Annotated in this window: 11 protein-coding genes; 7 read left to right on the top strand and 4 right to left on the bottom strand. The window is 60.0% G+C overall.

What is annotated here, in order from left to right; genetic code table 11:
- Nucleotides 1–25: 25 nt before the first annotated feature.
- Entirely contained in the window at nt 26–1,693 is a 1,668-nt protein-coding gene (locus FTW19_RS16460; RefSeq protein WP_187143011.1) for a SpoIIE family protein phosphatase, read from the top strand.
- On the opposite strand, the gene FTW19_RS16465 is transcribed toward FTW19_RS16460, so the two are convergent.
- Complete coding sequence (locus FTW19_RS16465; protein ID WP_187143012.1) at nt 1,694–4,861, bottom strand: protein kinase domain-containing protein; 3,168 nt, start codon at nt 4,859–4,861, stop codon at nt 1,694–1,696.
- Between the two features lie 139 nt (nt 4,862–5,000).
- Here FTW19_RS16465 and FTW19_RS16470 point away from each other — a divergent pair, with 139 nt between their 5' ends.
- The gene (locus FTW19_RS16470; RefSeq protein ID WP_147648641.1) at nt 5,001–5,720 is read left to right on the top strand and encodes an HAD family hydrolase; all 720 of its coding nucleotides are present in this window, start codon (nt 5,001–5,003) and stop codon (nt 5,718–5,720) included.
- Nucleotides 5,721–5,811: 91 nt separating this feature from the next.
- Here FTW19_RS16470 and trxA read toward each other — a convergent pair whose 3' ends face one another.
- From trxA to thrC, 3 genes are all read right to left on the bottom strand, one after another.
- Nucleotides 5,812–6,138, bottom strand: a complete 327-nt coding sequence (gene trxA / locus FTW19_RS16475; RefSeq protein ID WP_147648642.1) for a thioredoxin — start codon at nt 6,136–6,138, stop codon at nt 5,812–5,814.
- 230 nt (nt 6,139–6,368) lie between these two features.
- Nucleotides 6,369–7,268 carry a homoserine kinase gene (gene thrB / locus FTW19_RS16480; protein WP_147648643.1) on the bottom strand — a complete coding sequence of 300 codons (900 nt, stop codon included), beginning with the start codon at nt 7,266–7,268 and terminating at the stop codon, nt 6,369–6,371.
- Nucleotides 7,265–8,596: a threonine synthase gene (gene thrC, locus FTW19_RS16485; protein WP_147648644.1), complete on the bottom strand. Its 1,332-nt coding sequence runs from the start codon at nt 8,594–8,596 to the stop codon at nt 7,265–7,267. The genes thrB and thrC overlap by 4 nt, the downstream gene beginning before the upstream one ends.
- 32 nt (nt 8,597–8,628) lie before the next feature.
- Between thrC and modA the strand changes: the two genes are divergently transcribed.
- From modA to FTW19_RS16510, 5 genes are read left to right on the top strand one after another with little or no spacing between them, the layout of a single operon-like run.
- Entirely contained in the window at nt 8,629–9,393 is a 765-nt protein-coding gene (gene modA / locus FTW19_RS16490) for a molybdate ABC transporter substrate-binding protein (RefSeq protein ID WP_147648645.1), read from the top strand.
- Nucleotides 9,394–9,435: 42 nt separating this feature from the next.
- The gene (modB, locus tag FTW19_RS16495; RefSeq protein WP_147648646.1) at nt 9,436–10,104 is read left to right on the top strand and encodes a molybdate ABC transporter permease subunit; all 669 of its coding nucleotides are present in this window, start codon (nt 9,436–9,438) and stop codon (nt 10,102–10,104) included.
- Nucleotides 10,097–10,789 carry an ATP-binding cassette domain-containing protein gene (locus FTW19_RS16500; RefSeq protein WP_147648647.1) on the top strand — a complete coding sequence of 231 codons (693 nt, stop codon included), beginning with the start codon at nt 10,097–10,099 and terminating at the stop codon, nt 10,787–10,789. The genes modB and FTW19_RS16500 overlap by 8 nt, the downstream gene beginning before the upstream one ends.
- A gap of 7 nt (nt 10,790–10,796) precedes the next feature.
- Entirely contained in the window at nt 10,797–11,807 is a 1,011-nt protein-coding gene (locus FTW19_RS16505) for a UDP-N-acetylmuramate dehydrogenase (RefSeq protein WP_147648648.1), read from the top strand.
- Between the two features lie 35 nt (nt 11,808–11,842).
- Nucleotides 11,843–12,268 (top strand): BrxA/BrxB family bacilliredoxin, encoded by a 426-nt coding sequence (locus FTW19_RS16510; protein WP_147648649.1) that lies wholly within the window; start codon nt 11,843–11,845, stop codon nt 12,266–12,268.
- The last annotated feature ends 13 nt before the right edge of the window (nt 12,269–12,281 follow it).

The following is a 12,281-nucleotide window of genomic DNA, read 5'->3' on the forward strand; positions in this document are numbered from 1 at the left end:
CACTGGCGGCTCAAGCACAATGACCATGGCTGAGAGCACCTTTGTTCCCATGAAGATGCTGCTGGAAGATCGCGGCAACCGCGTTCCCCGCACATTGGACCACGTGCCCTTCACCATCGGGCGTCTCACTGACCGCTCGCTTGTGCTGGACCACCCGTTCATCTCGCGCTCGCACGCACAGATCAACTTCATCGACGGGCAGTACTTCCTCGAGGATCTGAGGAGCACCCACGGCACCTATCTGAACGGCCGCCGTCTGGACCCGATGGCCGGTCCACAGCAGCTCAATGCCGGAGACAAGCTTCGTTTTGGCTCCTCCGACGGCCCCCTGCTCCGCTTCGGCAAACCGGACCGTGACGTGGCCAGCCTGAAGGACCTGATGGGCCAGATGCAGTCCATCGCGATGCCGAGCGAAGGCTCAGACCTGGAGAAGCTGCGCTGGTTCCTGGAGGCTGCCCGGAAGCTCAACGCCGTCGGCGCCGTACAGGAGGTGCTGCAGTCGCTCGTCGAGATCACGCTCGATCTGACGCAGATGGAGCGCGGGTATGTCTATCTGCGCGACGCGGCGACCGGCGAGATGTCAATGGCCGTCGGACTCACACTCGCCGGGGAAAAGCTTGCAGATGACCGCGGTGTGGCTCAGTCGGCCATCCAGCAGGCGACACGCACCGCCGCCGAATTCATCGTCACGGATACGCTCTCACTCGATGGCGGGATGTCCGACTCTATGGTTGCCGGCAGCATTCGCACCGTAATCTGCATCCCGTTGCGCAGCCGTCACGGTGATTTTGGCAGCGACGAAGACAGCAAGCCGGAGCTCGGTGGAGAGGTTCGCGGCGTCCTCTATCTCGACAGTCGCCTGAAGGCGGGTGCTCTCAATGAGGTCGATAGCGGCCTGCTGGAGACGATCGCCGGCGAAGCAGCATCCCTGATTGAAAACGCATCGCTCGCGCGCGCGGAAGAAGCTGCCCGCCGTTATCGTGAGGAATTAAACATCGCGGCACAGATCCAGCAGGGCCTGATGACCGTGCAGATTCCGGACATCCCGTACGCCCGCATCAATGCCCGCAACGTACCGTGCAAAGACGTCGGCGGAGACTTCTTCGATGTCGTGGTCGATGAAGACGGAGTCTCGCTCGTGATCACGGACGTCTCCGGCAAAGGCGTCTCTGCGGCGCTTCTAGCCTCTACCCTTCAGGGACTGGTGTACTCCCAGTTAGCTGCCCGCCAGCCGCTGGAGCAGGTCGCACGCATGTGCAATCGCTTCATCTGCGCCAAGGACATCGGCAAATACGCCACCATGATCGTGCTGAAGCTCACCAGGAGCGGCAACCTGCAATACATCAACTGCGGTCACGTCATGCCCCTCCTGGTGGGAGAGGGAGTCGTTGAGAAGCTCACCGCGACCAATCTTCCCGTCGGCCTGCTTCCCGATGCCGAATATGAGACCGCCTATCTGAAGATGCCGCAGAACAGCCGTCTCATCCTGGTAACGGACGGAGTCACGGAGGCCGAAAATCCCGAAGGTGAGTTCTTCGGCGATGACCGGCTTGAGGGCGCTGCATCTCAGTTTGAGTCCATGACAGAGATGTTCGACTCCGTGCAACGCTTTATGAACGGGGCTCCACCGACGGACGACTGCACGATGATCGAGCTGCGGTACCACGATCGCCGCACAGAGAGTCGCGCTTAACTACCGTCCCTTAGCCTTCGCTTCCGTCAGCAGCGGTGAACCCGCATCAGCTTCCTTCCAGAGCGTCGCAAATGCTTTGTAAGCCATTGCGGCGTTGTTGTGATCTCCCATGGCATCGTAGGCATGTGCCAGGCCGATCTGCGCCGCTGGATAGACCGTACCGCCCGTGAGCAGCGACTGGCCGTGATGCTGCAACTGAACCTGGTGATCGATAAGCGCGACCTGAGGCTTACCGGTCGCAACCTGTGCCAGGCCGCGCAGGTAGGCTCCGATGGTTATCGTGTCATAGGCCTTAGCCTTCGATAACAACTCGAGCGCAGCCTCGGGCTGGCCCGTCTTCAACTGAATCGCCGCCGTAACCACAGGCGCGAAATACTCCTTCGCCGCCGTTCCCTGCTGGCTGTTCAATGCGCTGAGATGCTGTTGCGCTGCTGCTTCATCACCGCACATCGCCGCTGCCAGGCCCGCGTAGTACGCCGCTCTGGGAGCGATCGATGTTGTGACAGGAAGAAATGCCTTCGCGCCAACACAGTCAGAGAGCAGAGCTCGATTCAGCGCGGCCTGCCCGGCAAAGGTCGCCGCAACGGCCGCCAACTTCGGATTCTGGGATACCGAGGTAATCGCCTGGCGCCATACGGCTGCTCCGGCCTGTAATCTTCCAGTGTTATCCAGATAGGTTGCATAGGCTGGAGCCACGGTCAACGCATCAGGGTGCTGCCTGGCCAGCTCAATCTGTGCGGCGAGAAGGTCGTCCTTCCCTTGAAGATAGGCCGCCAGCAACTCCTGATCGTTGTGCTTCGACCCCACCTTCACCGCCTGACGTTCCAGTTTCAGAGCCGCCTCATAACGGTTCTGTGCCGTCATTGCGACTTCCGCCTCCCGATACAGGCTGCCGTCTCCCGGGTTCAGTTTCAGGCCCCCCTGAGCGGCCTGCCCGGCTTCTGCCCAGCGTCCCATCTTTCGATCCACAACCGCCTGCAGGCGGAAGCCATCAGGGTCGCTTGCAAAGGCCGTGAGATACGCCTTTGCAAGTTCGGATGCCTTCGGCAGGTTGCCGGAGACGAAGAGCTCCTGGGCCAGTGCTGACAACGCAGCCAGGCGCTGCCCGCTCTTGGCTGCGTTCGCGGCGGCAGAACTTGCCGCCGTGCCGGCTGCATCGTGTGCGCCGACAGCTTCATACAACAGCGCCAGCTTCAACGCCGGCTGCACAAATGCCGGATCGGCGGCGACCGCACGTTCATAGGCCTGCATCGCCAGCGCCGGTTGCCACAGGCTGAGTGCGATCTCGCCGCGGGCGTATTCCCGCAAGGCTTCCTGTGAGGAGCTGGCCAGGCTGTTGAATGAAACACTCGTCTTTTGGATGTCAGCGTTCGACTCTCCTAGAGCTGCACGCAGCGGTTGGGCCAGGCGATCCAAGGTGACACCGATCTGTTCTTTGCTGACAGCCCTATCGGTGAACGTTGCCAACGTACGATTCGAAGCAGTTTCGTGAAGCGTCAGCTCAATGTCATAGCCGGCTCCGCCGCTGGAGATCCTGCCAAAGAGGAAGACCGGAACACCGGAGTTAGTCGCGACCTGCCGCGCTGTTACCTCATCCACGGGCTGACTCACAGTGCCGTCCCCGCTGAGCTGGGCGCGGAAGGATTCAGGGCCGCGATAGGCGATCGACGGAGATTGCGACAGCTCCATCGCGACAGCCGATGCAACCCAGTCATCCAGAGTGCTGTCACCAGTGTCGTTTTGAATGGCGGTCACCATCACCGCCTGCCCTGGAGTCATGACATCGGAGACCACGCTCTTATTGCGGAACCTGAAGAATGCAAACGCTCCGGCAACAATCACTAAGACCGCGATAGCCACGAACAGCAGCATCTTACTGCCCTTCTTCTCCGGCTCGGCCTCAACATTGCTCTCGTACCCGGCACGTGGCCGTGCGGCTACAACACCCGAGCCCGACGCTGCCCGCCGTTGTGCTGACCTCTGTCCTGAGGCCACCGCGACGGCTGCCGTTTTGTCTTCTGCATGATGGGAGGAGGTTTGTGACGAATGGGGAGCTGGAGGACGCCAGCCCGCCGCCGGAATATTGATCTCCGTTGCATCGGCCGGACCAGAGGTACGTGCCTGCTCCGGCGACGCCGGGACGCCCATCTTTGACGGAGGAATGAATGGCTGCGAAGCTCGCTCCGGAAGATCGTTCTCCCGCCTGCCGCCTGGTACGGGTGGGCTCGATGTCCGGCGAATCCGCCTGTCGACCGACCGGGGATCGCCTGGATCATTGACTGGTGCCTTGTTGCGCTGCATCCACGGAGCCTTCTTGCCTCCGTCCCGAATCTCCTCAAGCGCCGCGGCGACATCCCCGGCACTTTGGTACCGGTTCTTACGGTCTTTCGCCAGCAGCTTCAGGATGACCTTTTCCAGGTCCCTGGGAACATTCGCTCCGAAGCTCTTCATCGCCGGCGGATCGTGGCTCAGGATATTGACGAAGATCACGGCGCTGGTCGCCCCATCAAAGGGCACACATCCTGTCGCCATCTCATACAGAACCACGCCTAACGAAAAGAGATCGGATCGCGTATCCAGCTGTTCCCCGCGCGCCTGCTCGGGAGACATATACGCAACGGTACCGACCGTTGATCCTGTGACCGTCAGGTCCTGCGTGTGTTGCGAATGCCCGGTCAGACGCTCGATCTTAGCCAGACCGAAATCCAGAACCTTTGCCTGCCAGGCACCGCTGGGACGTGGAACCAGGAAAACATTTGCGGGCTTGATATCGCGGTGGACGATATTTTTGGCATGCGCCGCAGCCAGCGCCTCAGCAACCTCAATGCCGTAAGCCAACACCTCTGCCACGGGCATAGGGCCACGGTCGATGGAGTCGCGCAACGTCTCACCATCGAGCAGCTCCATCACCATGTAGGGATCGCCGTTGTGGTCCCCAATGTCGAAGATGGTACGAATATTCGGATGGTTCAGCGCCGACGCGGCACGCGCTTCGCGGAGGAAACGTTCATGCATCTCCGGCATGGAGAGGTCTTCATGCAGCACCTTCAACGCGACTTCGCGATGAAGACGGGTATCCAAAGCACGGAACACCGAACCCATGCCGCCGCGTCCGAGGGACCCGAGTATCTGATACGGGCCAATAAAACTTCCTGTCTCAAAACTCATATCCAGAACATCGCAATCCGCGGCACTTTCGGCAGAAACCACCAAACTAACTTGTGTGAAAGTGCGTCCATCATACCCCGTCTGTGCCGGGTGGCGAACAGCTTTTCCTCTCACTTTCCGCCGATACAATGAAAGGCGTATGCCCGATACCTTCGTACAACGCGTGCCACTGGGCCAGACGCTGCTGATCGACGCCGATGACACCCTTTGGGAGAACAACATCTACTTCGAACGGGCCATCGTAAGCTTCATCTCACTGCTCAACCATCACGCGTACAGCCCTGATGAGATACGCCATCACCTGAATGCGTGCGAGCGCGAGACCATCCGCCAACGCGGCTATGGCTTGAAGAGCTTCCGGCAGTCCTTGGTGAACTGCTTTGAACAGCTCTCTCCGGAACCCGTCTCTCAGCAGACGCACGAACAGATCTCCAGCTTTGCCGACGCCATTGCAACTCAGGAGATTGAACTCCTACCCGGCGTTGCCGATACTTTATCTACGCTGACGACACGCCATCGCATCATTCTTGTCACCAAAGGCGACGATTGGGAACAGCGCGACAAGCTGGAACGCTCCGGCCTGAAGCCGTATTTTCATGAGATCGAAGTTCTACCTGAAAAACACAGCGAAGCCTACTTGACATTGCGCGATCGCCATTGTTGCGAAGCAGCCTCCACATGGATGATTGGGAACTCACCCAAGAGCGACGTCAACCCTGCTCTTGAGGCGGGCTTGAATGCCATCTTCATTCCGCACGACAATACCTGGATGCTGGAGCACGAAGAGCTGCTTCCGCCTCCATCGAGCCAGGCGTTTCTGCAACTCCCCGCCTTCCCGCATCTGGCGCATTACTTCTAGAGCCCCAAGTAAAGCGCAAAAAAAGCCAATCGCTTAAACGCAAAAGAGCCCGCCTTCACAGCGGGCTCTTAGCAACCTTATTGGAAGTGGCTTAGGCCAGGACCTTGGTCACGCTCTTGTCGATGGTGTCCTTCGGCACGTAACCGACAATCTGCTCGGCGACCTTGCCGTCCTTGAAGATTAACAGTGCCGGGATGCCGCGAATGCCGTAACGTGCAGGCGTTTGTGCATTCTGGTCCACATTCATCTTCATTACCTTCAACTGTCCGTTGTAAGTAGTGGCCACTTCATCAACGATGGGAGCAAGCGCTCGACAAGGACCACACCATGCGGCCCAAAAATCAACCATTACGGGTTGCTGCGACTGCAGCACCTCGCTCTCAAATGTCGCATCGCTTACATCTGTTACGTTTGCCATCGTTCCTCCCTTTTCTCTCCGCCATTATAGGATGCTGGAATCAGCGCCGCGATTCACAGCCCCCTATCCGGCCGGGAAACCTTCTTATTTTTCAGCTTAAAAGGAGAAGCGCCCGGATCTATAAAGATCAACGGGCGCCGGAGCAGCCCTCCCCCAGAACTGCCCACGAGATGACAGTATTGGTGAGATGAAAACTTGTAAAGCAATCTTCGGTAACTGGGAGTAATAGGTTACCTCTGAGAAGTACTGGCGCCCTCAGCCGCACAGGTGAGAACGACCTCGAGCTCGGGATCTTCGCTGCGCAGTCTTGCCCGCGCTATCACTTCTTCCGGATCGGTATTCTTGTCCAGCACCAGCAGGACCGACGGCCCGGCGCCGCTGAGTGCGACACCCAATACCCCATTCACTCCAGACAGGGGCAGTAGGGCCTTGAGCAGGGGGCAGGCCTCCATACGGTACGGCTGGTGCATTCTGTCCTGCATGGCCAGCCGCAGCAGGTCGCCCCGGCCTGCGGCGAAGGCGCCCATCAGAAGCGCACTGCGCTGCACGTTAAAGATGGCGTCGGCTTTTGAGTACTCCGCCGGCAGCATGCCACGCGCTTTTGCCGTCGAGAGCGAGCTGCCTGGAATGGCCAGCAGAAACTGCCAGTCCGCAGGAGCAGCGATTTTAACCGCTGCTACTTCCCCATCCGCCTGCATGGCCGATGCCACAACCCCACCCAACAATGCCGCTGCGACGTTGTCAGGATGTCCCTCAATCCGGGTGACTTCCCGCAGTAGACGGGCTTCGTTCCAACCCAATCCACCGATCTCATTGGCCAGAAGCACCGCAGCCACAATGGCCGCCGCTGATGAGCCGCAACCACGCCCTAACGGGATGTCGTTCCGAAGCGTCAGCTTGAGGCCTGGAACAGGGCGCCCCGAGGCCCGCAGAAGGTCGCCAATTGTTTCGAGGATCAGGTTATTCTCGAGCCGCCCACACAGATGCGCATCCCGGCCCGAAGCGGCTACGCAGGTCCGTTCGGAGATCTCCGCATCGACTTCCAGATACATGGCCAGCGCCATACCGAGGGCGTCGAACCCCGGTCCGAGGTTGGCAGAACTTGCCGGGACTCTTACAGATACGGTCATAACTGAATGCTGCTCTCGAGCGCCTTGAGAACCGCGTCGGTCCGAGCTTCCAGCACGATCGGGGGCTTCCGTAACGAAGAAGCCTCCTGGTCCGAAAACAGAGTTCCACGATGAAAATCGATGGTGTACTCGGGATCCTTCAGGGTGTGGCCGGTCAGCAGCAGGACAACCCGCTCCTCGCGTCCAATACGCCCGTCCCGGGTAAGCTTCTTCAGGCCCGCCAGGGTCACGGCGGAGGCCGGCTCACAACCGATCCCTTCAGCGCCAATCTCGGCCTTGGCCTGGGCGATCTCCTGCTCGGAGACCTCTTCCACCCATCCACCGGTAGCGCGGATAATCCGCACGGCCTTCTTCCAGCTTGCCGGATTGCCGATGCGAATTGCGGTTGCCCGGGTATCGGCAACAACCGGCTCCAGCTGTTCCCCGCCACTCGCCTGCATTGCGCGATAGAGCGGATTTGCACCGTGGGCCTGGATCACTGAGATCTTCGGAACACGGCTGATGAGGCCCAGGCGCTTCATCTCTTCGAATCCCTTGCCGAGCGCGGAGCTATTGGCCAGGTTGCCACCGGGGACGATCACGTGCTCCGGCACCTGCCAGTCCATCTGCTCCACCATCTCGAGAGCGGGCGTCTTCTGGCCTTCGAGGCGATAGGGGTTCACCGAATTGAGCATGTAGATCGGCAGACGCTTGACCAGGTCATTCAGAACCCGGACGCAGCCGTCGAAATCGCTCTTGAGCTGGATGGTCAATGCGCCATAGTCCATAGACTGCGACAGCTTGCCCCAGGCGATTTTGCCCTCGGGAATAAATACAATGCTGGTCAGGCCGGCGCGTGCGGCATAGGCTGCCATGGCGGCTGACGTATTTCCAGTAGAAGCGCACGCGACCACCTTGAAGCCCCGTTCAGCAGCGACCGACAGAGCGGCGGTCATACCGGTATCTTTGAAGCTGCCCGTTGGATTCATACCCTGGTGCTTGGCCAACAGCCAGTCCACGCCGGCAATCTTCCCGCAGCGAGGGAGCTCATACAAGGGCGTATTGCCCTCACGCAGGGTCACGGCATGGGATGGATCGTCAAGAATCGGCAGCAGGTCACGGAAACGCCAGACACCACTCTGGTCGATGGGGAGGGTGGAAGAGCGACGTTCCTGCCACAGCCAGCGGAGCGCGCCCGCATTAGGAAGGTTGGCGCCATCGGACGACCACGGGTAAACCACTTCATACAGCTCACCGCACTGGGCACAGCGAAAGTTGGAGGTCGCATCCGTACCGGCAATGCGCGCACCGCACCCTGTGCATCTAAGCTCGTGTGACTTCTCTTTCATCGGTATCTCTAGGGTACCGTAAACTTTCTGCCATGCTCAAAGCGCTGCTCCTCTTACTCCTGATTCCCCCAGCATTCGGGCAAACAAAACCGGTAGAGTTGCGGATTGCGGCGGCAGCCGATCTACAGCCGGTGCTTGAGGCCGTGGGGCCAATCTATGAGAAGAAGGCCAACGTCCACCTGCTGGTTTCCTATGCAGCCTCTTCCATCCTGGCCAGCCAGATCATCTCCGCAGGTCCTGGAGGCCCCTTCGACGTGTTCATGGGTGCCGATTTCTACTTTCCGGAGAAGGTTGTCGCAGCCAACCTGGCAGATACGGGCAGCCCGATTCCCTATGCCAAGGGGACCCTGGTTTTATGGACACGGAATGGCTCTCCCTTCACCCCTCTCCAACTGTCGGCGCTGGAATCATCCGATCTCAAGTCCCTGGCCATCGCCGACCCGGAGCACGCACCGTATGGCCGTGCGGCAGTGGAGGCCTTGAAAGCCCTCAAACTCCAGGACAGGGTCAAGGATCACCTTGTGCGCGCTGAAAACGTAGGCCAGGCCGGCCAGTTTGCCTTCACCGGGAATGCCGAGCTTGCCATCATCTCGAAGACACTGGCGGTCTCCCCGAAGTTCAAACAGTCGGGGACGTTCGTGCTGTTCCCGTTCTCCAGCTATAACCCCATCACGCAGACAGCAGTCGTATTGCGCAGCTCGGCGCAACGCGATGCGGCACACGCCTTCCTGAACTGGTTTCTCTCGAGCGAGGTTCAGCCGCACCTTCCGGACCTGGGGCTCACGCCGGTGAAGTGAGTCCGGCCAGCCACAGAGTCCCCGGTACACTGTCCTTCATCGATGGATCTCGACGCTCTGTGGCTGACATTTCGCCTGGCCCTCACCACGACCGCCATTCTGCTTTGCCTTGGACTCCCGCTGGCAGCATGGCTGGCCTACGGACAAAGCCGTTTGCGTCCGCTGGCGCAGGCGTTGGTTGCTCTGCCATTGGTACTGCCGCCGACCGTGCTGGGCTTTTACCTCCTGGTGCTGCTTGGCCCCACAACCGCAGTCGGACGCGTGATCACAACGACTCTCGGACATCCGCTTGCTTTCTCTTTTACCGGGCTACTGATAGGTTCCCTGCTGTACAGCCTTCCCTTTGCCGTACAGCCTCTGGTAAGCGGCATGATGGGGATCGGGCCGGAGCTGCGGGAAGCGGCAGCGACGCTGGGTGCACGGCCCTCCGTTGTCTTTGTGCGGGTTACCATGCCGCTGATACGTCCATCGCTGCTGACCGCGGGGATTCTGGCCTTTACCCATACAGTCGGCGAATTCGGAGTTGTGTTGATGCTGGGCGGCAATATTCCGGGCGCAACGCGGACTCTCTCCATCGCGCTCTACGATCAGGTTGCCGATTTCAACTTCGCCGCAGCCAATCGCACGGCTCTTCTGCTGCTGGCCTTTTCGTTTGTCTCGCTGTTGCTTGTGCACTGGCGAGCCGGACAAAGGAGCACGCGCCTTGTCTGAGCCATTGCTGCACGAACACATCACCGCGAAGCTGGACTCCATCACGATCGACGTCACCGTGGCTTTGCGCTCGCCCTGGACGGTGCTCTTCGGGCCGTCAGGCTCCGGCAAGTCGACCATCCTTCGCAGCATCGCCGGATTACGCGGAGGCCCACCTGCCTGGAAACGGCATATCCCTCTCGCTTCGCAGAAGGCTGCGCTGTTTCCACATATGTCCGTCAAGGCGAATCTCGAGTTCGGCAGAGAACTCCCGACAGGAGACTCCAAGCGGGAACAGGAGCTCCATGCCGAACGGTTTCAGGATCTGGTTCGCCTGTTCCGTATTGGCGATCTGCTGGGTCGCTACCCGGCACAGCTCTCCGGTGGCCAGGCACAACGCGTCAGCGTAGCCCGCGCTCTGATGCCCAGGTACTCGCGCCTGGTGCTGCTGGATGAACCTTTTACCGGTCTGGAGCAGGCGTTGCGCGATGAGCTTCTGCTCGCGCTCAAACAATGGACGCGCGAACACAGACTCCCTGTCCTCTCCGTCACGCATGACGTTACTGAAGCGCTTCTTCTGGAGGCGGAAGTGATCAAGCTTCATGAGGGACGCATCGTCGCTCAGGGCCCGGCGCAGGAGGTGCTTGCCGAGGAACGCCTTCAGCTCTTGCGCAGCCTTGATGGGTCACGAACCTTTACTCTGTAGTCTGTCCGTGCGTATCCAGCAGAACATTCCGCTCGCACCCTACACCACGTTGAAGGTCGGCGGTGCAGCTCGTCTCTTCGTCGAGGCAGGAGGCGAAACCGAGATCCTTGATGCGCTGCGTTTCGCCCGGGAAGAGCGTATTCCGGTCTTTGTCCTGGGAGGCGGTTCCAATCTGCTTGTACATGACAGCGGCTTCGATGGCCTGGTGATTCGGATTGCGCTGAAGGGGATCGCGCAGCAGGGCCACACGTTGACAGCAGCCGCGGGAGAAGAGTGGGATGCCCTGGTACAGCTTTCCGCTGAGCGGAACCTGCAAGGCATTGAGTGCCTCGCAGGAATTCCCGGGACCGTTGGTGGCACGCCAGTCCAGAATGTGGGCGCCTATGGGCAGGAGGTGGCGCAGACCATCACCCAGGTTCGCACTATCGATCGGGCAACTCTCACGCCGCTCACGTTTACCAATGCAGAATGTGGCTTTGCCTATCGTCGTTCTCGCTTCAACCATGAGGACATCGACCGGTATATCGTTACCGCGGTGAGCTTCCGGCTATTGCCCGGCGGCGCTCCGTCGCTGGCCTATGCCGATCTGCAGCGCGCGTTTCTCCGGAGTGAAACTCCTTCGCTAATGGAGGTTGCGACCAAGGTCCGGAAGATTCGCGCAACCAAAGGCATGGTCTTGATTCCCGGCGACGCGGATACCCAATCCGCTGGATCTTTCTTCAAGAATCCCGTGGTTCCACCAGCGGTCTACGAAGCGATCGCCGACGGCCGTGCAAGCGTGCCTCACTGGCCTGCTCCCGGAGGGGTGAAGCTCTCGGCTGCGTGGCTTCTGGAAGCCAGCGGCTTTCACAAAGGCTTTACTCTCGGCCAGGCTGGCCTCTCCACCAAGCATGCATTGGCCCTCACCAACCGTGGCGGAGCCACGGCGGCCGAGATTCTGGCCCTCCGCGACCATTTGCAGGCCGCTGTGGAAGCCCGCTTTGGCATTCGTCTGGAGCAGGAACCGGTCGAGCCCTAGACCATTTACAATGGAACCTGGAGGAAATCCGAATAATGTACCCAGAGATCATGGTCATCCCCATGCGCGAGGAGTTAACCCGCGCAGGCATCGGAGAGGCTCGCACCGCGGCCGAAGTGGACGCAGCCCTGGCCAAGCCTGGCACCACCATGGTGGTAGTGAATTCGATCTGTGGCTGCGCCGCCGGTAAGATGCGTCCCGGCGTTCGCATGGCCCTGTCGAATCCCACACTCCCGGACCAGTCCATTACTGTCTTTGCCGGTCAGGACCGCGAAGCCACCGAGAAGGCGCGCGGCTACTTTGGCGGACATCCGCCGACCTCGCCGTCGATCGCTATTCTGCGTGATGGACAGTTGGTGTACCTGATGCAGCGCTCGGCGATCGAGACATCGACTGCTCCCGCTATCGCCCAGGAGCTGCAGCGGGCTTTCGATACCTACTGCGCCAAGACCACAGCGTAAGTTTAGAAAACTC

The organism is Terriglobus albidus, assembly GCF_008000815.1.
Lineage (GTDB): Bacteria > Acidobacteriota > Terriglobia > Terriglobales > Acidobacteriaceae > Terriglobus > Terriglobus albidus_A.

What these genes read in the sequence shown, in the direction of transcription:
- FTW19_RS16460 (WP_187143011.1), top strand. Translation starts at nt 26, where the DNA reads ATGGCTGAGAGCACCTTTGTTCCCATGAAGATGCTGCTGGAAGATCGC.
- FTW19_RS16465 (WP_187143012.1), bottom strand. Translation starts at nt 4,861, where the DNA reads ATGAGTTTTGAGACAGGAAGTTTTATTGGCCCGTATCAGATACTCGGG.
- FTW19_RS16470 (WP_147648641.1), top strand. Translation starts at nt 5,001, where the DNA reads ATGCCCGATACCTTCGTACAACGCGTGCCACTGGGCCAGACGCTGCTG.
- trxA (WP_147648642.1), bottom strand. Translation starts at nt 6,138, where the DNA reads ATGGCAAACGTAACAGATGTAAGCGATGCGACATTTGAGAGCGAGGTG.
- thrB (WP_147648643.1), bottom strand. Translation starts at nt 7,268, where the DNA reads ATGACCGTATCTGTAAGAGTCCCGGCAAGTTCTGCCAACCTCGGACCG.
- thrC (WP_147648644.1), bottom strand. Translation starts at nt 8,596, where the DNA reads ATGAAAGAGAAGTCACACGAGCTTAGATGCACAGGGTGCGGTGCGCGC.
- modA (WP_147648645.1), top strand. Translation starts at nt 8,629, where the DNA reads ATGCTCAAAGCGCTGCTCCTCTTACTCCTGATTCCCCCAGCATTCGGG.
- modB (WP_147648646.1), top strand. Translation starts at nt 9,436, where the DNA reads ATGGATCTCGACGCTCTGTGGCTGACATTTCGCCTGGCCCTCACCACG.
- FTW19_RS16510 (WP_147648649.1), top strand. Translation starts at nt 11,843, where the DNA reads ATGTACCCAGAGATCATGGTCATCCCCATGCGCGAGGAGTTAACCCGC.